A 23,691-nucleotide genomic window follows, 5' to 3' on the forward strand; every position below is an offset into this window, starting at 1 on the left:
TCCATTTGAAGTCCCCTGCCTTGCATAATTTTCGATAAACACCTAATAATAAGCAAGATAACATAAACAACTATGCAAAGGGAGGAATTCCATGAAAACGGGGACCCGCGAGGCAATGGTACTCAGCGAAGTACTGCGAGGCAACGCCTGCATGATTGACCATTACAACCTGTACATGATTAGCTGCCAGGATCAGCAGCTGCGTTCCGTGCTGGATCGCCAGCAAAGACATGCACTGGATAGTTTCCAAAGACTGACCCAAATGATGCAAGGTCACGGACTGGACACTAATAATATCCCGTTGCCCACCACCATGTCTATAACCGGCGGCGGCACCATGACCACGACTACTTCCGCACCGTCTTCATACGGCACACAATGGGCTGCGCCGCAATATGGCACCGGACAAACCGGCACTGCACCCTACTCTACGCAAACTATAGGCAATCAGGAGGTAGGTATGGCAACGCCGCCCGCCCCTACGCAGGGCCATTTAGGCATGCAAATGGGTATGCAAACCGGCACGCAAGGAATTGCAAGCGGCGGTTTTAATGACCGCGCCATCGCCGAGGGAGCGCTGCAATTCCACAAGCTCGGAGCCGATGTCACTACACGGGCCGCCCTGGAAAGCTCGGAGCCCCACATCCGCACCGCGCTGACCGACATGGCCCGCAACTGTATTGCAATGTCCTACGAGCTCTATACTTATATGTCCCAGCGAGGCTGGTATCAATTGCCCAGCACTCCGCAAAATTTTATTTCTCATTCACCGGCACAGCAACAATACACCCAGCAGTAGCACAATCAATAACATCCGCAACAGTACGGGGGATTACAAAAAAAACAGCCGACCTACCGATTAAGTGTAAGTCGGCTGTTCTTACATTCTCTCTAATTGCGCCGGTTATGCCAGCCACTTGGCCAATTTATCGGGGTTAACAATGCGTATTGATTTGCCTTCGTAAACAATACTGTTCTCGTGTTTAAAAGTATTTAAAAATGAGGTTACTGTTTGTCGGGAGGTACCTACCATACTGGCCAATTCTTCATGAGTCAACTGCAAATTTATTTTAATGCCATTCTTAGTCGGCTCACCCATCCGCTCCCCCATTTTGATGAGCATGTGAGCAAGCCTGCCCGGTGCCTGCCAGCACACCATTTCATGAATGATAGCCTCAGCCTCCCGCATTCTGACAGCCAGTAATTCAGCCACTTTTATGGACAAAAAAGGATACTGGGCCATTAATTCTTCAAACTTCTTTTTGGTTAGTACCACCATGGTGACATTATTTATCGCCCCGGCAAAACAAATACGATCCACACCCAATAAAGCCTCCGCCAATCCCATAAGTTCACCCGGACTGCGTATACTGCCCACAGTCACCCGTTTGCCGTCGACAGAAATTCTGTATATTTTTACCCAACCGCTTTCCAGCAGGTACACCCTATCCGCAATATCCCCAGCCGCAAATATCACATGATCCTTGGGATAATGTACTAGTGATCCGGCCTCTCTAATTAACATTTTTTCAATATCGGATAATACCGGTTCCACCTTGGATATGGTGTTATCGAAAAAATCCATCGTGCCCATATGCATAGCCATAATCGCACCCCATGTAAATAATTACTTATACTTATACTTACTATAAAATATCAGACAATTCAAAAAAACAATGTCGCTTTTGCGACAGTAAGGTGGTCATTCGAACGACAATATTCCTGTCATCTGCGCGACATATATTAATTATTTTATCCGATACCCAAAACCACAAATAATGTATAATTGTTTTTACATTTTGGTATTTTATTTAATAAGCTAATATTTGCAACCAGACACCCAGGAGTGTATAATCAATCTTATACAAAAGAAAGACATATAGGTCATAAAGGACCCGGCATAAGGCAACGACGCCTGGCATTTCCTTTCTATGGAATGCCAGGCGTTTTTATTCAAGCATATCGGCATAATAAATATAAGTATTACAAATGGGAGTAAGGAATATGCATATAGCAACATAGATCCCGTAGAGGTCTTGTAAAGCAAAAGAAAAGGTGTGATAGTTCTATGGATATCATTAGTGAGACCATTAAAAAAATGTTATTATATTTTGATGGTGATGTTAAACGAATAAACCATGCATTGAAGGTGTATGCATTCGCCAAAAGCATAGGAGAACTTGAGGGCATTCCGAAAGAAAAGCTTAAAATACTTGAAGCTGCTGCTGTTCTACATGATATTGGGATAAAAGAAAGTGAAATAAAATACTCATCGTCTTCGGCGAAATACCAACAGTTAGAAGGACCATCCGCAGCACGTGCTATTTTAAAGGAATTTAATTTAAGCAAAGGTTTTATCGACAGAATAAGTTATTTAATAGGCAACCATCATACATACGATAAAATAGACGATGTAGATTTTCAAATCCTTATTGAAGCAGATTTTCTTGTCAATATTTTTGAAGATAGTATCGGAGAAAAGCAAATAAAAGTTATAAGAAAAAAATACTTTAAAACTATCACGGGAACGCGTTACCTGGATAGTTTATATAGCATACAACCGGATTTATAATATTGTTAAACCAATTATTCAAGGTGCCAGGACTCCGAACCTACTCATCTTTTAACTACTTATAAGGATATTTCAGCAGAGTTATGGCATCTAAAGAAAGCAACCCGCCAGTATAAAAGATAACCAGGGAATAATAGGTGCCCGCCCCAAGGCAATAGTTACCGGCCCCCAACTTTCATGTCCCACACCATTCTTATACCCGGGCTGGGTTTACCACCTCTTCTTTTAGGACTTCGCCTTCCGGAGGGATTTCCTCGGGACCAATTGGCGGGCCGGAGGGTGCGTAAGGCATTTTAAACCAAAAAGAACTGTGCAACATCAATATAATGCAAAGTAGGTTCAATGGTAAGTTAATAATCATATTTGAAATGTCACAGGCAACTCCGGCAGCGTTTGCTTTTGCCAAAACCGGTGTCATAATAAACCGGAGCAACGGAATCCAGATAGCCACCATGGCAGCAACAACTATTAAATTATAAATTCCCCTTTTAGGCTGGATCTGTTTGATATTTGGGAAATACGCGAAAGCTGTTGCTTGAAACAAAACCATAGCTATAATTGAGCCGCCCAAGATAGCCCAGGAAGAACTCGGACTCATAAACTTTAATGAAACAGTCCAACAAATATAGCCCAGAATACAATCCACAACAGTAAGCACTATTTTACCCAGGGGGTCGCCTAACTTATAAAAGGGGTATCCTTGTAACGACATACCAAAAATCATAATCCAAACAATAATCCAGATCAGCAGTCCCAACATAAAGTCCGCATCTAACAATCCGTTAGGATTAAAAGCTGCATCAGCCCAAGGCGTTCCTTGAAAATTAAATAACGTCAACCAGAGAATGACAGTAATCGCCAAAATGACAATAGCCCCCACTACCACGTTTACCGCCCCCGATTTATTAGCAATCGGATAGGCGCACCAGTTCAGGGCGTACCATAAGGTGACCGTAAAAAGTAAGACCCCGAAATATAAGCCGATCGGGAATAACGGGAAAGCCGGCCAAATGTTGATTAAAAAGAGCGTGGTCAATGCGGCCGGTACAATTGATAATATTGTCATTAGTAAACCAGCCCCAGCTTTACTCATACCTGGTTTCCAGTAACCTTCCGGCGGCGTTCCGGGCCACCCGCGGCCAACTACCGTCAGAATCATTAACCAAAACAGCCAACAGAATGAAAAGGGTACATAGATTGTAAAAAATATTTTGGAAGGAACAAGATACATTACTAACCAGGCAACAAGCATGGCTGCCAAAAATGTGATTGAGTTTTCTCGCAAGGCCTTATTCATGATTTATAAAATCCTTTCAATATGCTGCTCAATAAGATCACAAGCCTGCCGCATTCTGCGGTCAGGCTCAGACCCGTTTTTTTCCTCTACTTTATGTTTTCTTTCAGAGCCCGGTACACTCTTTCCTCGGTAAGAGGTATTTCACAAATGCGAACGCCGATGGCATTATAAACAGCATTAGCAATCGCTCCCGCCGTTGGAATCATTCCAGTCTCACCTACTCCTTTAGCTCCAAAAGGCCCGGAGGGTTCATTAGCCTCAACTATAATCACATCTATCTCCGGTATGTCATCCGCGGTTGCCAGCATATACTTGTGGTAACCGTCATGCAACTGCTTACCTTTTTCGTTGTACTTTATTTCCTCACTTGTCGCATAACCGATTCCCATCAGAACTCCACCCTCAATTTGTCCTTCAACAATCATTGGATTGATGGCTTTGCCGATATCATGAGCGGCAACGACTCTTAAAACTTTTACCTGACCCAATTCAGTGTCTACTTCAACCTCGGCAAAGTGAGCATGCCAGGGAGGAGCATTATCAGAATCGGGAGAACCTACTCCGATAAACGCCTTGCTATGCAAGTGCGCATGATATGCCACTTCTTTTAGGGAGATACTTTTCCTTTCGGGCCCGTCACAATCGTCCCCCATCTCCTGCCCGGCAAAGCATACAACTGAATCCTTTATCTCCAGCCTCTCCGGTGCAACGTTCAATAATTCGCCCGCATATTCAAGCACCTGTTTTCTAACATCCGTTGCAGCCAAGAACACTGCTTTGCCCGCCGAGTAACAGCTGCGGCTGGCGTGGCTGCCGATCTCGAAGGGGGTCGATGCCGTATCGGCTACAGTAATGTTGACCTTGTCAAGCCCGACTCCCATTACTTCAGCAGCCATTTGAGACAACGTGGTGATTGTGCCGGTACCCATATCGACCACCCCCGAGGCAACGTGAACCGAACCGTCCTGCTGAACTGTGACATAAGCATTGGAGTAATCCCCGCAAAACGGCCAGGCGGTGCTGCCATGTGTGCCTATTCCCACACCGATTCCCTTCAGCTTTTTAGCGCCCGGCTGGTTTAACTTGCCACGCCTTTCCCAGCCAATTTTCTGCGCGCCTTTTTTAATACACTCGGCCAGACCGGTTGAACGCAATTTGTAGGGAAGCGGATAGGGATCTCCCACCTGTAAAATATTCTTCAGGCGAAGTTCAAGCGGATCCATGCCTAACTTTTCCGCTACTATATCAACAAGCGACTCAATGGCAAACATCGCCTGGGGATTGCCAAAGCCTCGCACAGCGCCGCTGGGGGTGGTGTTGGTATAGACACTGTGACCGAAATAATGTATATGGGGACAACGGTAAACCGCAATGCCATTACTGCCAAGCACGGCGGGGGTTTCAACGCTGAAGCTGCAGTAAGCGCCGCCGTTGAGAACCGAACTCAATTTAAAGGATTGGAAGGTGCCGTCATTTTTTACTCCCAGCTTAAAAGTGACATAGCCGGAATGCCTGGTATCCGAGGCAATAAAATCTTCCTTCCGGGTATATACTACTTTAACCGGCCGTCTGGCCAACATGGACAAGGCTACGGCAATTGGCTCGGCTTTAGCGCTGAGGCCGATCCGAACGCCAAATCCACCGCCGATGTAAGGCGGGTTGAGCACCCTGACTTTACTCTCGGGAAGACTAAATATCTTGGCTAAAATCTGCTTAACCGGGTGCGGCGTCTGGGTCGTGCACCAAACCGTAACATTTCCGTCCATCCCAAAGTGGGCAACGGCAGCCTGGGTTTCCATCTGTGCTTGTTTCTGCACCGGGACTTTGAACGTTTTTTCGATTATCAGATCGGATTCAGCAAAACCTTTTTCCACGTCGCCGACCGGTATATCTATGACCTCACCGGGCACATTTTTTTTGTCGGACTCGTGGATTACAGGCGCTTCCGGCTTCATCGCCTCCAGCGGGTCAAAAACCGCGGGAAGGAGCTCATATTCAACTTTGATTAACTTCAAAGCCTCTTCGGCAATCTTCTCGCTGGTCGCGGCGACAGCTGCAACCTCGTCACCTACATAGCGCACAACGTTGTCAAAAATATACTGATCTAGTACAGGCCGTTGTGGAGGTTGTGTAAAGGTCATTGTAGCAGATGTGTTAAACAACTCCCTGGGGGTGTTTTTATAAGTCGCAACAGCCTTTACACCCGGCAGCTTTTCAGCCTCAGTTGTGTCAATGTTAACTATCCTGGCATGTGCGTGCGGGCTGCGCAGCACTTTGCCGTATAACATGCCCGGCATTTTCAAATCGGTAGTAAACGTAGCCGTACCGGTAGCCTTTGCTACCGCGTCCAGCCTCCTGACACTATGGCCAACGACATTATGTTCTTTCATGCTGTCCCCTCCTTTATTTATTTTCTCTCATCTTTTCTGCGGCCGACAGCACCGCTTTCTCAATCTTAACGTAACCTGTGCAGCGGCAGATGTTGCCGGCAATAGCTTTTTTAACTTCTTTTCTGGTAGGGCTCGTCGTTTTGTCCAACAAAGCCTTTGAGGACATAATCATGCCCGGCGTGCAAAAGCCGCACTGGATAGCCCCCAAATCCATAAAGGCCTCCTGCAGCGGATGGAATTTATCAGGAGTACCAACTCCCTCGATAGTTTCGACATTGGCGCCCATGGCTTTCATGGCCGGCACCATGCAGGAGTTCACAGCCTCACCGTTAATAATCACTGTGCAGGCGCCGCACTCTCCCGCGCCGCAGCCTTTTTTTGTCCCGGTCAGATCAAACCTGTCCCTTAAAACGTCAAGAAGCATATCATCGGGAGCAACAGCTATTTCCGTCGGTTCCCCGTTCAGTGTAAATTTAAGGATCTTCGAGCTCATGATAGACCTCCTTTTTAAAATTTAATTAATTGAGCCTCCGGCATTGGCGACAGCCTGTTCCAGGGCTCTCCTGATCAGCGTTGGGAGCACGCTTGTGCGGTATTCTTTAGAACCCCTTAGCGCGCTGCTTCTCGGATTAGCCTGTTCCAACGCCGCTTGCGCAGCTTTTTCAATCACTTCCGGAGTGACCTCGGCCCCATTTAAAATCTGCTCCGCGTTTAACGCCCGCACAGGTCCGGGGCCGACCGGCGCCATAGAAATGCGGGCCCACGCGAACTTACCGTCCTCCAGCGCTACCATAGCCGCTACGTTCAGCATAGGCAAGGCCAGCGCCTTACGCTGCTGCAGTCGTACAAAGGCCGTTCCCTGGCCTTTTTGGGCTGCCGGAAAGCTCACCTTGGTAACCAATTGCCTGGAGCTGTCAACAGTAGACCTTCCGACCCCGGCATACATTTTTTCCACCGGAACAGATTCCGTGCCACCGGAAGCGGCTATTTCCGCAACGGCCCCGAGCGCTACCAGAGCCACGGCAGTATCGGCGGCGGGTTGAGCGTTACAGACATTACCGATTACGGTAGCTGAATTTCTTATTTGATAAGAACCGACACAGCTTGCAGCCTGCGCCAGAGCGGCCGCTTTTTCCCGAATGAGCTCCGACTCCGCGGCCCGGTTGTGGGTTACCGCCGCCCCAATAGAGATCATACCCTCCTCCAGGGTGATTGCACTAAGTTCGGAGATACGGCTGATATCAACAAGATTGCTTGTTTTAATTTTGCCGGCGGGAATATCCAACAGAAGATCGGTGCCGCCTGCAATGATTCTCGCCTGTCCCTCTTTGTTGTTTAAGATGGAAACGGCCTCACTAACAGTTTCCGGAAATAGGTAATCCTTCAGCATAAATTAACCTCCTTTTGAAAAATTTTGAGCATTGCCATTCAGAAGACAAAGGTCAATATCTTTTTCCTCAATCAGTTATTTGGGCAGGTCGGTCACAAAACCATTTAATCTTTTTGCAACTAATATGCCAGAAAGAATATTGTTCCGCGATGCCGGTTCTTATCTCGACAGCCGCCAATTTATCTGACTTTTCAAAGCTTACATAATTTAAATTGAAATTTGCCGGGCTATATTCAGCCGAAAAAATTGTCAGACCGCCAACAAATCGGCGGCCCAACAAAAAATTCCTTGTGTTGTTTCAAAAGGTTCTTCTATCAAAGATAAAGGGAGTGTCGCAAAACTACTTTCTTGGAGTAGTGAGCGACGCTCCCTTTCCTGGATTCAGCCAATTATTCCGATAATAATCCGGTATCTTACAAAAAGCTGCCGCACTATGAACTATTTAGCCCGTTGTGCAACAGCCCCTTTATTTTTACTTCAGGTGGGGCAGAATCCCCCCGTCTGAAACCCCGATGTCCAGCTTTAACTGAACGAGTTCACTTTTTCTCGTTAAGCAGGTACCTCAAGCCCCTTAGATTTACATTCAATCGTCTGGCAGTCTCCGATCTGTTATAGCCCGTTTCTTCAAACACTCTCTCGGCTATATCCTTGATAATGCTGTCTACTTCTCTTCTTAACAGTTTTGAAATCTCTTTTATATCTATACTTTCATTGTCCGGAATTACCTTCCGGGCCCTTTGTGACAGCTCATGAATCGTTACCTCCAGGTTCTGAGATGAATTTCCGGTCTGTTCCAAAAATCTTTTGCTGTTTTGGAAAGAAATACTATTGGGCAGGCATTCAGGCCCCATGCTCGAACTCTCCCTAATCGCCATCGCCCTTGCCACCACATTGGAAAGTTCTCTGACATTTCCCGGCCAGTTATAGTTAAACAACAATTCCCGGGCCTCCGGACTGAATTCCACATCTCTCCGTACGTCCTCCCCCGGAAGATTTTTTTCGATAAAATAGTTGACTAAAGGTATTATATCCATCCTTCTCTCCCGCAGGGGAGGTATGTTTATACACACACAGTCAAGCCGGTAAAGCAGGTCTTGTCTAAACAGTTTGTGTCCCACGGCTTCGTGCAAGTTTTTGTTGGTGGCGGCAATTACGCGTACGTCAGACTTAATCGCCGTTTCAGACCCCACCCTGAAAAATTCACCGATTTCCAGAACCCTAAGCAGTTTCACCTGTATCGACGGAGTAGCTTCGCCTATCTCATCCAAGAAGAGCGTTCCCTTGTCGGCCAGCTCGAATATTCCGTGTCTTAATCCCTGTGAGCCTGTAAAAGCTCCCTTTTCATGTCCGAATAGTTCACTTTCCAGCAAGGTCTCAGTTAAGGCGCCGCAATTAATACCGAAAAACGGGAAATCAGCACGGGTACTGTTGGCATGAATAAACCTGGCCACGACTTCTTTTCCCGTTCCCGTTTCACCCTCAATCAAAATTGATAATTTTCTGGGGGCCACTTTTTTGCACAAAAGCAGTAAATCCTTAAACGGGCTGTCCTCTGACGTAATAATGCCGTATTTCGAGGAAAAGTCTTCAATTTCCTCACCGGCAATATTCTTCTTATTTAATATCCGGTTCACAGCGTAGTCGATTATTTTATCCAGTTCATCCAAGTCTTTAAATGGCTTGTCGATATAATCGAGGGCGCATAGCTTCATTGCCTCCACCGCTGTCCTTACCGTGCTGTAACCGGTCATTATGATGACTTCACAAACCGGATTGATTTCTTTTATCATCTTTAGCAATGTGATTCCATCCGTATCAGGCAGCTTTAAGTCAACCATGGCTAAGTCGAATTTCTTCTCCTTCAGCAGCACCTTGGCCTCCCCGCCAGAGTTTGCGACATCTACCGGATAGCCTCTTTCTACTCTAAAATAGTATTCCAAAAAGGTTCCAACTTCAACTTCGTCGTCAATAATCAGAATTGCTGGTTTTTTCAAGGTTTTTCTCTCCCCCGTGCCGGTTGCGCTTTTTAACACTCCGGGTTTGATTCTATACAGGCAGGATTAAGGTAAATGTACTCCCTGAACCCGGTTCACTGATAACATCTATTCTGCCGTTATGGGTTTGGGCTATGCCCAGACTGACCGAAAGTCCCAACCCGGTTCCTCGGGTTTTATCCTTTGTAGTAAAAAAGGGGGTAAAAATATCGCTTTGAATATCGGGAGCTATCCCCCGCCCATTATCAATCACCTTTATCACTATAGCCGGGCTTTCTGTCTCCGGATCCTCAATTACTTCCGTACAGATCTCAATTTTCCCCTCACCCATACCTTCCAGGGCATCACGGGCATTAAGCAAAAAATTAATGATTATTTGTTCCAGTTGCTGCTTGTTACCCATAATCATGGGGATATTGTTACTTGTTTTTTTCACAATGGTCATTGTATTGTTTTTAATCTGGTAGGAAATGAGATAAAGGCTGTTTTCAACAATGTCATTTACCGAAACCGGCTCAAATGAATAACTATCCTGCCGGGCGAAAGTTAAAAGATTTTGAATTACCCGCATGCTTCTCTGGCCGCAGTTTCTAATATCCTCCAAAAGTCTATAATGGTCATCATCGCAGGCGGTTCTTCTCAATATCAAACCGGCGTTACCGATAATGGCTGTAAGCGGACTGTTTAATTCATGCGCCACTCCCGCCGCCATCTCACCTATGGCCGCAAGCTTGGCCGACTGGACAAGCTGGGCCTCCATATTTTTTTTAACTGTTACGTCATTCAAATAAACAACCATGGCGTAAAGCTCGTTGTTTTCGTTATAAACAGGATAAGCTGAATGATTAAAAATAGATCCGGTCAAAGGGTGGGTTATCTCCCGGACGGTAGGCATGCCGGTTCTAAATGCTTCGCTGGCAGGGCAAAGCTGCCGTTCGGAACCGCAACAGTCTATAAGCTGGTAGCATTTATTTCCTATGCCGTTTTGATCCATTAGAGAATCTTCATATTTATTGCATCTCAGCACATTAAACGAACGGTCAATCAAGAACAGCTTATCAGGAACCGCTTTGAACGTTTCCTCCCATTCTCTTTTACTTCTAAAAACCTTCTCGAACAAACGAGCGTTATTGATACAAACCGCAAGCTGGTCGGCAAGCTGCTGCACGAAAATAAAGTCTTGCTCCGAATAAGCATAACTCTTTTTACTGCCGAAATTTACAGTGCCTATAACCTCGTTGTTTATCAGAAGCGGCGCTATAATTGCTGAATTAATACCAATCTTTTGCAAATACTCATCGTCCTGGTACTTTTGGGAATCATGCCAAATATCTTGTCTTATATAGCCCACTTTATCGTTAAAAGCCTTCCAGACCGCCGTGCTATAACCCTGGTGATACACAAAGCCCATTTTAAGAATTTCCGGTTCCTTGGGAATACTTGCCTTAACAATCAACTGCCCCTTTTCCATCAATATAAAACTGAGTAAATCATATGACAACACACCACTCAGAGGGGCAGCCACTTCGTTGATGATCTCTTCATAGGTCATTTCTACGTTAATACTTTTGGCTATCTGTTGAATGATCGCCATGCGGTTATTCTGCTTGGTCAACTCATCGACAATTTTGGCCCTATATCTCTTAGCCATATTTTCACCCCCCACCTAAGCATCCGTTTTTTTGCACTCCGCTCACCCAATGTCTAACTTAATATTATAACCCGCACCCGGTAAGTTGCTCTTGTGCTTCATCTTGGCTTTCATGGTTAGAACAAGCTGATTACTTCTTTGAGCTTTTCAATACCTTCGATATTCCCGATCAGGTTTGGTGTTCCTCTTTTTTTTGTCAAAATTTTTACAAAAAAAAATGGCGTTTATACCACATAATATTAGAATTACAATTACTGCATTAGCCGGGGAAATGCTGGTAAGGATTGACACTATCGCGGCAAATTGCCGAAGACAATAAAAGCCCGTAATTTTTACGGGCCTTCCAAATTAAATTTATATGCCGCGGCAGCTAAAAAGCGCGGCACAGCATCTTAGATCCGAAGTATACTTTGTTAAAATGTTTAGCATTTTATTAAACATTCTTAAACTCCGGCCGAAAGATAGTATATATAGTGTATAATTTATAATAAAGCTAAAACCAGGAGGTCAATTATGCTGGATCCCGATAGCTACAGACTATTTGTTATAGCAGCCCTTTTGCTGCTTCTGATTCCCGGCCCTTCCGTTCTCTATATAACGACACGCAGTATTGACCAGGGGCGTGTGGCGGGTCTCGTATCAGTACTTGGCAATGCACTCGGGAGTGGGGTTCTGGCAATAGGCGCCACTTTTGGATTGTCAGCTATTCTGGGTTCATCGCATGTTGCCTTCAGCACAGTAAAATATATAGGCGCCGCTTACTTAATTTATCTCGGTATAAGACGCCTATTTAGCGACGATAATTACACTTCAGCCGTAACCCAACGTAAAAAACTGTCACATATATTCTTCGAAGGAACATTTGTAGCGGTTTTGAACCCTAAAACAGCACTTTTTTTTCTTGCATTTCTTCCTCAGTTCGTAAATACATCAAGGGGATTTATCTGGGAACAAACACTCCTTCTCGGGTTAACACTTGTTGGACTGGGAATTCTCACTGACAGTATCTATGCATTGTTGTCCAGCACAGCCGGAAATTGGCTGAAGCAGCGAGGCGCCTTACAAAAAAGGCAACGATACGTTTCCGGTGGCATCTATCTGGCACTGGGCCTGGTTTCCGCTTTTTCAGGCCATGATCAAGAGATACCAAGCTAATTTATACAACCCATTTGGCCAGTTTATCAGGAAAAATAACCCGTATCGCTCTGCCTTCAAAGATGACGCTTTTCTCTTGTTTAAAAGTGTTCAACAACGAAGTAACCGTCTGCCGTGACGTTCCTACCATATTGGCTATTTCTTCGTGTGTTATGTTTAAATTTAAGCAGGTTCCATTATTGGTCTGCTTACCCATTCGCTCACCCATCCGCATTAGCATTAGGGCTAATCTACCGGGAGCTTGCCTGCAGACCAATTCGTAATTGATGCCCTCAGCCTCACGCATCCTGGCACCAAGTAATTTAGCCACTTTAATGGATAAAAAGCTGTGTTCTTCCATTAGTTGCTCAAAAGTTTGCTTACTCATCATTACCATGGATACGTTACCAATGGTGCAGGCAAAACAAGTCCGGTTTATGCCCAATATTGTTTCAGACAAGCCCATCAATTCCCCTGGATTACGAATACTGCCTACTGAAACCTTCCTGCCTTCTGTGGAAATCCTGTATATATTTACCCATCCGTTCTCAATTAGATATACCCGATCAGAAATATCACCAACGGCAAATACCGTATGTTTTCCCGGATAATGTACTGTTATGCCGGCTTTCCTAATGATCATCTTCTCCATGTCGTTTAGTACCAGATTTGACCTTGGTATACTATTACTCATAATTACTCCTCCATTATATAAAACTGCATATAAAACAAAATATATTTTAAATCGTCAGGAATAGTTATAATAACTTAAAATAATTATTATGAACATTTCTTCAAAACAATAGAACACTTCTTTATAGCTGATAATAATTTAATATCAACTGTACATTAACTCTTTAATAGCAACATCTTCATTAAGACAAACCAACCGATAAGTCATATTATAAAAATTATATTATGTATAATTTTTTTTGACCAATTTTTATTTATAATTCTGTTTATAACTAATACTTATAAATGCTGGTCCTTTCACGGCATCGCCCGCCCGACACTGTCTATAACGCCGATCCAGGCTCTGGGGTTGGGATTTCAATATGTATATGTATCTTAATTTTGCCGCATGGGCAACCTTTTTTACTAATACAAGCACAGCAGCAGCCATTTTAAATCGGCTGCTGCTGTGCTTGTATTTAACTTACGGGGAAATAGTTACCGGATGAGAGACCCCTTGAAAAGATGGTATACCACGCTTTAAGAGGCATTAAGAGGTATATTCCATGAGAGGTTGCTATGAAGTTGAAATACCTGTGATCTTAGCTTTATCTTTATTTGATTTTACAGGATACCCCATTACCTGATGCCGCAGCTATAAAACAACTATTATCCGATATGCATTCCGCTTTGCGACGATCTCCGGATTTCCAGCGGTCAATCAAATTAGGCTCCCTGATTAACGGGCGGCTCATGGAAATATAATCTGTTACTCCCTCTTCAACCAGGCGCTGGGCTATCGAAAAGGAACGCATACCGCCCACCAGTATTAGCGGAATAGAGATGGAATTTTTGAAACGACGGGCCTCTTCTTTGAAATAGGCCTCATCTTCCTCTGTTTTTATGCCGGTGCGGCTGGGGGAAAGTTTTTTATCTATAAGCAGTCCGCCGCTTAATTCGATGGCATCCAGTCCTTCATCGGCCAGTATCCGGCCAACCTGAAGGGATTCTTCGCATGTTAACCCGCTCTCATTAAAGTCACTGCAGTTCAGCTTAATCAATATCGGGAAATCTTCACCCACGGCTTCTCTAACTGCCTGGTAAACTCTAACAAGAACGCTGGATCTGTTTTTGATATCTCCTCCGTAGGCATCCCGGCGTCGGTTAAATACCGGTGATAGGAACTGGCTGAGCAGGTAGCCGTGAGCTGAATGTATTTGAACCCCATCAAAGCCGGCCGCCTTAGCCCTACCTGCCCCATCAGCAAAAGCAATCACTAAATCACATATATCCCGATCGGTTATTTCATGGTATCCTTTACCCGGTTCTTCTGAAACGACCAACGGTGTTTGACCGGTTAGTTTTTTTGCCGCAAATCTACCGGCATGGGAAATCTGCATAACAATCTTGGCGCCGTAATCGTGAACAGCTTTGGTCATTTCCCGCAGTCCGGGTATGAGTTCGTCCTTGTACACGCCAAGCTGAAAAGGACCCGCCTTTCCCTCCGGCCGGACATAGCTATGGCTTGTAATAATTAAGCCCACGCCGCCTCCGGCAAGCTCAACCATTGTATCAATCAGCTTGGGGGTAACGGATCCATCATCGGCGGCCATACCTTCCCAGGTTGCCGAGCGGACAAAGCGATTAGACAATACCATACTGCCAATAGCTGTTTGTTCAAACATTATACTCATTAATAATTTAAGACCTCCTCGAACTTTTTTTACATAGTATAAGAATAATTCAATTTCGGATTTTATTCCACTATTGATTGAGTACAGGATTATTCGATATGCTAGAAATAGCGCCTCCGGGAGAGATGAACGCGGCGGAATATTGGCTGACCTTTATGAAAAACGCCCATAAATCGGACGGCAAAGATTTACTCCAAAAATTAATGGGCCGTAAGGAGGAATTAGCTATGGCCATAGATATGCTGGAAGAAATAAGCGCCGATGAAAGGTTGCGGCAAAAGGCCTATGCACGGGAAAAGGCCAGACTGGATGCTGTCTCCAGAATCAAAATTCATTTAGTTGGTTAAATAATTAACAAGTGAGGGAATGTTCCTTTTAGGAAGTTTTTGGAGAAACGTAAAACAGGTCCCGCTTTGAGCGGGACCTGTTTTACGTCGTGTGTCGCGGTCCGGCCCGCGCACCGGCGCGGCGCGGCGCAGGGGCACGGAAGTGATCTGCCGGACTGTTTCAAGGGTCTTGCGTCTATCCGGCAACGTCCTCACAGAAGCGCATGAGGATAGAGGCCACCTCGGCCCTTGTGGCGGTACCGTCCGGCGCAAGGCCGGTCGCCGTGCGGCCCGTAATCAGGCCCGCGGCGTTGGCCCATTGCACGGCCTCCCGCGCCCAGTCGCTAACCTTGGCAGCGTCGTTAAAAGCCGCCAGATCAGTTGTGGCTGTCACATCATAGCCTTTATGCCTGGCGTAGTTATGCAGAATCGCCGCCATTTGCTGGCGGGTAACGCTGTCGTTCGGTCCGAACAGCCCGCCGCCGTAGCCGGTCACGATGCCTTCGGCATTGGCCCAGATAACGGCGTCGGTGTACCACTGGCCGCTCCTTGCGTCGGTGAAGCTGTTGCTGCCCGTGACGGCAGGCTCGCCTTCCAGGCGGTACAGAACGGTCACCAGCATGGCCCGGGTCATCGGTTCATTGGGGCTGAAAGCCGTGGCGCTTGTGCCGCTGAACAAGTCGTTCCGCACAGCAAAAGCCACGCTGTTATAGAACCAGTCGGCCGGCTTCACGTCGGTGAAGGGGTTGGCCCAGGCCGGCGTTACAGCTTCCCGCGCTGCCTCGGCATAGCCCACCACGTAGCAGGACAGGTGGTCCGTGGTGAAGATGGCCATCCCGGTTCCCGGGTCGTAAGTGCAAGCTATCTGCTCCAGCTCTCCAGCATCGTTCAGGTACCAGACGGTGACTCCTGCCGGGTCTTCTCCCTCTTGCAGGGTATAGGGGAGGGAGACGGTGATGCTCTTTCCTCCGAATCCGGAGATGTTCGTTCCTCCGCTCGTGACATTGAGGTCATAGACCGGGTTATCTCCCGCCGCCTCTTGCTGCTTCGCTGTCAGGGAGGAGTTGTCCACACGCGCCAGACTCACCGTGACCGCGCTTCCTTTAGCTTGGGAGGCGATGGAGGCCAGAGCGCTGTTGGGGATGGTGAGGCTGCCGACGGCGGTCTTCACTACCAGATTGGCGTCCGTCTCCGTAGCAATGGAGGCCAGGGATTCCCTGGGCATGTTCACGCTGATCTTGCTTGCCGTTCCCGCGATCTCCGGGGCAATCAGAATGGAAGCGCCGCCGTTTTTCTTGGCCGCGGCAATCGCGGACGCCATATCGGCCGCCGAGACGGTTGCCGACGCAACGCCGTTCTTCGCCGTAACCTTCGGAGCTAAAGCGGCGGAATCCGATGCGGCCGTCGGGGTGCCGCCGCCCCACTTCTCGGTGCCTTCTTCCTGGGTATAGTCGTCGGTGTAATGGAACACAATTCTATCTTCATTTTCCAGGAACTGTTCCGCGACACCGAGTGACGGATGCGTACCGTTGAGGGTATACATCCAGCCCGAAAGTCCTCCATTGGTGAGTTCCGCAAGCGTCACGCCGTCCTTGGTTATTGATTCCACATAGTTGCCGTTCGGGTTTGAGTATCTCCAACCTTTCTCGTCAAGAGCGGTTTTTAAAACGTCCCAAACCGTCGCGTTCAAGTCAACCTCGTACGCGGTCCGCGGAATCCAGGTTTTCAGGTTGTTGTTCTTCAAGGTTTGCGGAGTGCCCGTATAATCTTTGCCGCGCGCGTCGGCGCCCAATAGTGTCAAATAGACCTTGATGGTATTCTGATCCGGGTCCGGACCCGGGCGGATCAAAACAGTTACTGTCAATTCCGCCGTCGCCGCGCCGTAGGCAAGCGTCACCGTCTTTACCCCGCGGGTTGAACTGTCATAGCCGGACACTTTAACGTCGCTCAACGCCGGCTTGGTTTCGGCGCCGTCCGACCAGTGCGCCGTAATGTCAATACCGGACAGGTCGAGAGGTTCGTCAATGTAGTACTGGGTCTTGTACTCGCCGGAGAGTTCCAAGCTATGGACAATTGGCTCGCTGCTCAAATACGGGTATTTTTCGCCCTGGCACCAATTCCTGTAACTTGTCTCAGAGCCGTTCAGGAGCTTGACAACCGTACCGTCAGCAAATTGCGCTGCGCTCATGGGCTTGCAGACATCGTTAATAACGAATTCGTCCGCTATTCCCCACTGCTCGCCATATTCGCTGTGGTCGGTGTAAATAATGGTGCCGATATACCCAATGCCGTTTTTCTCACTGCCGCCGGTGTCATGAAAATAGTTGTTGGAAATATGTTGCGCCTTATCGACACTGCGCAGGAAGCCCACGATACCACCGGCAAATTTGCCGCTGGCGCCGGCAATGGTGCTCTCCTTGTCCGCGCTGACTTGTCCGATGAACGCGTTATCGGTAATCCAACTTTCGTTCCAAGCGCAGACCAAGCCGCTTTCGCCGCCGAACACGCCGCCCACGGCGTTGCCGCCCGAAATGCTGCCGATTACCAGGCAGTTCCGAATCGTGACGGGGACTGGGTTAGCACACCCCCCATACCCCATACTGAGTATGCCGCCCGCGAACCTTCCGGAGGCGTGTACGTTGCCCTGGAATAACGAGTTGTATATCATACAGTCGCCCATCGACTGACCTTTTGCACCCACCAGACCGCCCACATAATCTGCTCCGTAAACGTTTGCGTAACTGGCGCTGGATTTTATCACGCCGTTAAGTTCCCCGACAAAAGAGCCAATAGCCTTAGAGTTGCGATCGTAGCCAACGATTACATCTTCCTCTACCGTGCAATTGGTAATGCTAATATCATTTACACTTGAACCGGAGCCCTGCAGCAATCCGGACCGCAGCGTACTGCTGCCGGATTGCAGGGTAACCTTGTCCAGGGTGATCATAGCCGGGTCGCCCACCGCATATTCGCCGTCCGTGCCATAGTCGACAAATAATTTGTCCACAAGACCGGCGCCGGCAATCTTAACGCCGTAGATATTCAAATTTTTCACCGTGGCGCTGCGGACATAATTAAAAAGCGGCAGTCCGTTTTCCGGCACGGTAATGGTGTGTCCGTCGCCATCCAGCCTGCCGCTGAACGGCGCCACATTTTTACCGTTTTGAGGGTTTAGATAGGTTTTGCCTTCTATTGTTTGCGTAATAGTCGGGTCGATTATCTCACCGAGAGGCTCCCAGCCAACGGGCAGAGTAATATCCGCGGTCAGCTTGAAATGCTGTCCTTCAAGATAGTAGCCGTCCTTTATGAGTGCCCGGATGGCCTCCAGATCGGCAACGGACGTAATCAAATACGGATCGGAGGATTTTCCCGAACCGGCCAGCGGCACGAGGTCGCCCATTTCAGAAAAGGTTATCTCCAAAAAATCGCTTACCGTCTCAACCGGCTCGCATCCAGCGGCGTATGCTTTGGCAACGACATAGTAATAATACGTCCCGGGTTCCTCTTGGGCGAATGATTCGAAAATACGTTTAAATCCATGTATATCCCCAACATTGTACGGCCCGCTAGTATCAGGGTAATCGTTTACCAAAACACCGTTCTCTGTGCTTGCGGTTGTATTATAGAACAATGCATAGGATACATTATTTACTGTAGAAACCCCTTCGTCAGGCGCGTATACAGCAAATCTAACTGATTCCGGCTTCTCATTGCAAAAATAGCTTTTCTTGTAATCTCCGTGTCCCGGCTGCAAAAGAAATACGATTGGAGATATATAGGTCAGATTGACCGTCGCCCGCGCCCTGTCGGTAATCGTTTGATACTCGACTCCGTTTACCGTGTTTTTCACGATGCAGTCATAATCATACGTGCTGGCGTAGCTCGTAGGAACAGAATAGGCGGCTTCCGTTGCGCCGTTTATGAAAACAGGATTTGCGTTTGAAGTGTACCGTCTCCACTGATAGCTCAATGTTCCGGACTCGGGTGTTTGGACTTGCACAGACAGTTCGGCATCCTCATCTTTTTCACAGTTGACATTCGCCGGTTGTCCGGTGATAACGGGAGAATGATCAAACAAGCTGACCGTCAGCGTATACTCCGTGTCCGCGCCGGCGCCGGAGCCCTCATAGCGGAGGTTGATGGGAATGGTAATTTTATTGTCAACCACGTTAAAGTCGCCAAGGGTAATCCGGTGCGGCTGGGCAGGGTCGTCCACCTTCCGATCCCCGATATACACCGCCGTGTCCTTAAGGGTTCTTGGAAGGGCGGTAATCTTCAGCGCCTCGGTTCCCTCCGGCACAACCGCAGTATATTGGCGGGTGTGAATGTTTTTCGTTTCGGGGACACTTACCGTCCAGCTTGGCGTGGTGTCGTACTTAATATCGGCATCGGTTGCGTCGGTGATCAACAGCGATTTAAGGGCTTCCTCACGCCGGACGGTGAAGTCATAGGTATCTGTTTGCTTGTATGTTCCGCCGTCTTTGATACCAATGACAATGGAAAATTGCAGCGGCGATGCGGAATCAAGCTTACACCCAGTAAAAAGAGTAGCCGGACTGATAGAAGTGACGCCATGCTTTGCGTCACTTGCCGCCGCTTCTTTTACTTGCGAGCCCGACTTCATTATTTTCACATACACGTTTTCCGGCAAATTGTTCCCCCAGGTTATATCAATCTTGTAAAGGCTTTGCCCGTCGGTCACGTTTATGCGGTAATCGGTGGTATGCGGGCTAAAAGTAAAATTAGGCACATCGGGGGAAACGATGCCGCTCTGAGTTGCATAGATTCTCAAATTTGAAATATAATTGTATACATCTTCGGTCACCGTCACGCCGGCAATATTGCTGGCCGCCGCGGCCGTGCCGGTTTCGAGGGTGTGGGTGGCGATGGCATAATAGTAAACCGCGCCCGCCACCGTCGTGGACGGGGTATAGCTGGCGGCCGCGGCCGCCGCGATGGGCGTTCCGCCGTCGACACTGTTGGTGGTGTTGCTGTACCACTGGTAGGTGATCGCACCCCCGTCCGCCGCGTATGTGGCGACCCGCACCGTGAGGGCGTCCGCCGCAGCGCCGACGCTGTAGGTAACAACGTCCGGACTGAGATCCTGCGTGAAGAAGAGCGCCGCCGGCGCTTTCTCCGCCGCTGGAGCCTCTTCCGGCGTTGCCCCGCCCGCCGGCGCTTCGGTCACCATTACGCCGGCAATGCTGCTGGCCGCCGTGGCCGTGCCGGTTTCGAGGGTGTTAGTGACGATGGCGTAATAGTAGACCGTGCCCGCCGCCGTCGTGGGCGGCGTGTAGCTGGCGGCCGCGGCCTCCGCGATCGGCGTTCCGCCGTCGACGCTGTTGGTGGTGTTGCTGTACCACTGGTAAGTGATCGCGCCCCCGTCCGCCGCGTATGTGGCGGCCCGCACCGTGAGGGCGTCCGCCGCGGCGCCGACGCTGTAGGTGACAACGTCCGGGCTGAGATCACGGGTAAAGAAAGGCGCCGCCGGTCCCTTTTCATCCGGCGAGGCGCTTCCCGGTGTTGCCCCGTTCGCAGGCGCTTCGGCCGCCGTCACACCGGCGATGCCGCCGCCCGCCATGGCCGTGCCGGGCAGCGCCGCGAATAGCATGACCAGCGTCAGCAACAGTGCCAAATAACGCTTGGAAACTTTTTTGTATTTCAATTTTTGCTCTCCCCCTGTAAACATTGGGGGGAACGGGCAAAGCTGTTCCGTTCCCCCCGGTGCATGTCGCCCGCCGGCGGCCTTGGCCGTTATTGACGGCGGGTGTTTCGTGACAACTTGCGCCGCCGGTTAATCTTCATCCGGTTAATCTTCATATGGATAGTAGAACGACAAAGTTGTGTAGTTCCAGGTAATGGTCATCCCATCCGTAAGCTCCACGTTTGACGCATAGAGACCGCTGGTCATCGTGGGGTCGGCCGGCACAACCACATTGCCGTCCGCGTCCCGCACTTCATAAAGCCAGGCGTCACCCTCCCAATATCCATCGTGCCCGGGAGTTGGAAGGTATGAATTGCCCGAATCCGCCGTTACCATGTCGAACATCCCGTCCACCCATACCCCGCGCCACTCAACCGTGCCGTCCGCATGGGGTTTCTTATCCCAGCCCCAAATAAATTCATCGCCCGCTATACCCATTTCCTCAAATGCCTGCCAGGATGCGTCAAGTACCGAGGGGCGGTCAGCCGGAAAGACTACATGTTCATTATAGTAGTTGTCCGGCGGCAACGTGTCGTGCCATTCATATGTGCTGTTGATGTCGAAGGGCACATTAACCGTAGTGGGCCATTCCGTTGGGTCCGCACCGTAAAATTCAACCACTACCGTAGCGTCAATGGTACTGTCTGCAAACGCGCTCGCGGGGAAACCCGCGAAAAGCGCGAATACCATAACCGCCGCAAACATAAGGCTCAGCAGCTTTTGTTTTTTGATTCTCATAATAGACAATCCTCCTGTGATTTAATTTTTTTCCCGCTCGGTGAGTAGCCGCGCTAAATTATAAGCATCACCTCTCACTGACAAAGTCCGATATCTGCACGGGGCTGAATTTTTGTTCTTTTGCCCCGGATTATGTTTTAAGTCTGAACACTAGCGTCGCAGCGCCGGTTGCTAAAACGACAAAAAACGGCTGCGACAATCCCTTGGGATTGCCACAGCCGTATTCCTGCGCCACACGATCAGCCCTGTCACCCGTTTGCCAACGGGCAGGGCCATTCCAAGCAGGTCTTCTGACTTGCGCCTATGGTAAAAAATTTCCTGCGGCCTACACCCTGCCTTCCCGGTTTCCCAGTGACCGACTTTCGTCGACGGATGCGGCCTCGGCGCTCACAGCGGCGGTTCCGTCCGGGTTTTGCACCCGGTTCCCTATTCTTCCCCCGGGGCCGTACGCCCGGAGGGACACTTGAAACGATATGCAATTTTTTAGGCAATTAATTGATTGCATAAAAGCCTTGGTAATATTTACTACAGTTTAGCACATTATTTTCTATATTTCCAATATCTTTTTTTGAAAAAACTAAAAATTTATCGGACAATTGTTTTTAATTTCTCCGGGGAGTATCCTTCATTAAATAATAATAGACAAGATAACTGCATAGTGTTAATATACATAATAATTAAATAATTTGTTCAGGCGCCTCCGGTTATGCCGGGGGTGAAAAGGGAACTCGGGTGCAAATCCCGGACGGTCCGGCCACTGTAAGTGGGAAACAACCTTTCAAATGCCACTGGGTATTATATTAGCCCGGGAAGGCGGGAGGATGTGCTTTTTACCATGAGTCAGGAGACCTGCCTGGGCAAAGAATAAAGTATCGCCTTCCGTGGAAAGGTCAGGTGCTGACAGGGTGTGGACTTTAAGGTAGCATGCCTTTGGGAAGAACCCGGCTTTTACGGAAAAGCCGGGTTCTTATATTTCCATGTGAACCTCCTCCGGGACGAGCCCGTGGGTTTTCAGAGGCAGGTTTTTATAAAGGCTTGATATATTTTTTAAAACCCTACTCTTTCTCTCCTTAATTATTCCCGGTGGGCAAGCTCACCGGGAACTTATTTCAAAGAAATTGTTGCCAACCGCTTGCCGCCGGGGCGGCGGTCATATGCGGCAACATATGGATACAAGGCGGGATCATTTTCATACTGTGTCCGTAAGATGGGATGTTGTTTATGCAATTTACCCGAAAGGGTTGTAAAAAACGGCGAGTGGAGTGAGACTAAATGCTTGAAGAACTTACCGCCTTCAACTCCGATGTTCCGATTAAAGGTATTAGATTTTATCTGGCGGGGGGGCGTACTTTTTTAATTGTTTCTCTGCGCCGGTTAAAGATTTTAAGCTCTACGGTCATGGAGGTGAAGCGAAAGCGGGTCAATTTTATTATAAGCCATACTGTGGGAAAAAAATTCACCAGTGACAATCCGGCTGAATATCTTGCCTGTTTGGCTAAAAAGATGAATTTGGGTGAACAGGTTTTGGGTTTAATGACGGCGGTTGACGTTAGACACACGGTAATGAGTTCCGATACAAAACGAGGACTGGCGGTGGCCACACTCTGCGCGGCCGAGGTGGATCGTGCCTGTTCGGACGAAGGTGTTGCCGCTCAGACAAGCATAACCGCGCCGGGTGCAATTAACCTAGTGGTTCTGATTGACGGGAATCTGTCCGAGGCTGCCATGCTCAACGCCTTAATCACGGCTGCGGAAGCCAAAACAATGGCGGTGATGCGGTCCGGCATTCGCCTGCCTTACGGTACACCGGCCGCAGGCGCCACCAATGACGCCATCGTCATCGCTTGCACCGGAAGAGGAAAACCGCACCCCTATGCCGGGGCGGCAACCGACCTGGGATTCTTAATTGGACGGACGGTGTACCGGTCGGTAACTTGGGGTATCGGTGACTGCTTGGTCGCTAACGGTGCTGCCAGGCTGAAAGGATGCTAAGCTTGCCCTTGATACGGAAATGCGGATCCCCAAAAGCACAAGCGATATATGAGTTATTGCCGGAAAAAGCACAAAGTGTGTACTCTGAAGTATAAAACATTAATAGCGTTGGTTGAAGCCTCTCCCGTCTATAGAGG

The 23,691-nt window shown here is 48.4% G+C and carries 16 protein-coding genes and 2 riboswitches; of the genes, 5 read left to right on the forward strand and 11 right to left on the reverse strand.

Annotated elements, in window-relative coordinates:
* Nucleotides 1-91 precede the first annotated feature (91 nt).
* Nucleotides 92-799, forward strand: a complete 708-nt coding sequence (locus ABDB91_RS15770) for a spore coat protein (RefSeq protein ID WP_347488643.1) — start codon at nt 92-94, stop codon at nt 797-799.
* Nucleotides 800-904: 105 nt separating this feature from the next.
* Here the strand turns inward: ABDB91_RS15770 and ABDB91_RS15775 are convergent, their stop codons facing one another.
* Nucleotides 905-1,600: a Crp/Fnr family transcriptional regulator gene (locus tag ABDB91_RS15775; RefSeq protein WP_347491627.1), complete on the reverse strand. Its 696-nt coding sequence runs from the start codon at nt 1,598-1,600 to the stop codon at nt 905-907.
* A gap of 468 nt (nt 1,601-2,068) precedes the next feature.
* Here ABDB91_RS15775 and ABDB91_RS15780 point away from each other — a divergent pair, with 468 nt between their 5' ends.
* Complete coding sequence (locus tag ABDB91_RS15780; RefSeq protein WP_347488644.1) at nt 2,069-2,572, forward strand: HD domain-containing protein; 504 nt, start codon at nt 2,069-2,071, stop codon at nt 2,570-2,572.
* A gap of 193 nt (nt 2,573-2,765) precedes the next feature.
* Here ABDB91_RS15780 and ABDB91_RS15785 read toward each other — a convergent pair whose 3' ends face one another.
* From ABDB91_RS15785 to ABDB91_RS15810, 6 genes are all read right to left on the reverse strand, one after another.
* Nucleotides 2,766-3,869: a hypothetical protein gene (locus ABDB91_RS15785; protein ID WP_347488645.1), complete on the reverse strand. Its 1,104-nt coding sequence runs from the start codon at nt 3,867-3,869 to the stop codon at nt 2,766-2,768.
* A gap of 86 nt (nt 3,870-3,955) precedes the next feature.
* On the reverse strand, nt 3,956-6,259 hold the full coding sequence (locus ABDB91_RS15790; protein WP_347488646.1) for a molybdopterin cofactor-binding domain-containing protein: 2,304 nt from the start codon (nt 6,257-6,259) through the stop codon (nt 3,956-3,958).
* A gap of 13 nt (nt 6,260-6,272) precedes the next feature.
* Nucleotides 6,273-6,752, reverse strand: a complete 480-nt coding sequence (locus tag ABDB91_RS15795; RefSeq protein WP_347488647.1) for a (2Fe-2S)-binding protein — start codon at nt 6,750-6,752, stop codon at nt 6,273-6,275.
* A 21-nt stretch (nt 6,753-6,773) separates the two neighbouring features.
* Entirely contained in the window at nt 6,774-7,649 is an 876-nt protein-coding gene (locus ABDB91_RS15800) for an FAD binding domain-containing protein (RefSeq protein ID WP_347488648.1), read from the reverse strand.
* A 536-nt stretch (nt 7,650-8,185) separates the two neighbouring features.
* Complete coding sequence (locus ABDB91_RS15805; protein WP_347488649.1) at nt 8,186-9,643, reverse strand: sigma-54 dependent transcriptional regulator; 1,458 nt, start codon at nt 9,641-9,643, stop codon at nt 8,186-8,188.
* Between the two features lie 52 nt (nt 9,644-9,695).
* Nucleotides 9,696-11,294, reverse strand: a complete 1,599-nt coding sequence (locus ABDB91_RS15810) for an ATP-binding protein (RefSeq protein WP_347488650.1) — start codon at nt 11,292-11,294, stop codon at nt 9,696-9,698.
* 513 nt (nt 11,295-11,807) lie between these two features.
* On the opposite strand from ABDB91_RS15810, the gene ABDB91_RS15815 reads away from it, so the two are divergent.
* Nucleotides 11,808-12,449, forward strand: coding sequence for a LysE family translocator (locus ABDB91_RS15815; RefSeq protein WP_347488651.1), 642 nt, complete (start codon nt 11,808-11,810; stop codon nt 12,447-12,449).
* 1 nt (nt 12,450) lies between these two features.
* Here the strand turns inward: ABDB91_RS15815 and ABDB91_RS15820 are convergent, their stop codons facing one another.
* Nucleotides 12,451-13,122: a Crp/Fnr family transcriptional regulator gene (locus ABDB91_RS15820; protein ID WP_347488652.1), complete on the reverse strand. Its 672-nt coding sequence runs from the start codon at nt 13,120-13,122 to the stop codon at nt 12,451-12,453.
* A 592-nt stretch (nt 13,123-13,714) separates the two neighbouring features.
* On the reverse strand, nt 13,715-14,794 hold the full coding sequence (locus ABDB91_RS15825; RefSeq protein ID WP_347488653.1) for an NADH:flavin oxidoreductase: 1,080 nt from the start codon (nt 14,792-14,794) through the stop codon (nt 13,715-13,717).
* Between the two features lie 98 nt (nt 14,795-14,892).
* Between ABDB91_RS15825 and ABDB91_RS15830 the strand changes: the two genes are divergently transcribed.
* Entirely contained in the window at nt 14,893-15,141 is a 249-nt protein-coding gene (locus tag ABDB91_RS15830) for a PD-(D/E)XK nuclease family transposase (RefSeq protein WP_347488654.1), read from the forward strand.
* Between the two features lie 175 nt (nt 15,142-15,316).
* Here the strand turns inward: ABDB91_RS15830 and ABDB91_RS15835 are convergent, their stop codons facing one another.
* Nucleotides 15,317-20,035, reverse strand: a complete 4,719-nt coding sequence (locus ABDB91_RS15835) for an S-layer homology domain-containing protein (RefSeq protein ID WP_347488655.1) — start codon at nt 20,033-20,035, stop codon at nt 15,317-15,319.
* Between the two features lie 894 nt (nt 20,036-20,929).
* Entirely contained in the window at nt 20,930-21,562 is a 633-nt protein-coding gene (locus ABDB91_RS15840; protein WP_347488656.1) for a hypothetical protein, read from the reverse strand.
* A 262-nt stretch (nt 21,563-21,824) separates the two neighbouring features.
* Nucleotides 21,825-22,044, reverse strand: a riboswitch (cobalamin riboswitch).
* A gap of 193 nt (nt 22,045-22,237) precedes the next feature.
* A riboswitch (cobalamin riboswitch) is annotated at nt 22,238-22,434 on the forward strand.
* A gap of 400 nt (nt 22,435-22,834) precedes the next feature.
* Between ABDB91_RS15840 and ABDB91_RS15845 the strand changes: the two genes are divergently transcribed.
* Nucleotides 22,835-23,554, forward strand: a complete 720-nt coding sequence (locus ABDB91_RS15845; protein WP_347488657.1) for an adenosylcobinamide amidohydrolase — start codon at nt 22,835-22,837, stop codon at nt 23,552-23,554.
* Nucleotides 23,555-23,691: the final 137 nt, after the last annotated feature.

This window comes from Desulfoscipio sp. XC116 (genome assembly GCF_039851975.1).
Lineage (GTDB): Bacteria > Bacillota > Desulfotomaculia > Desulfotomaculales > Desulfallaceae > Sporotomaculum.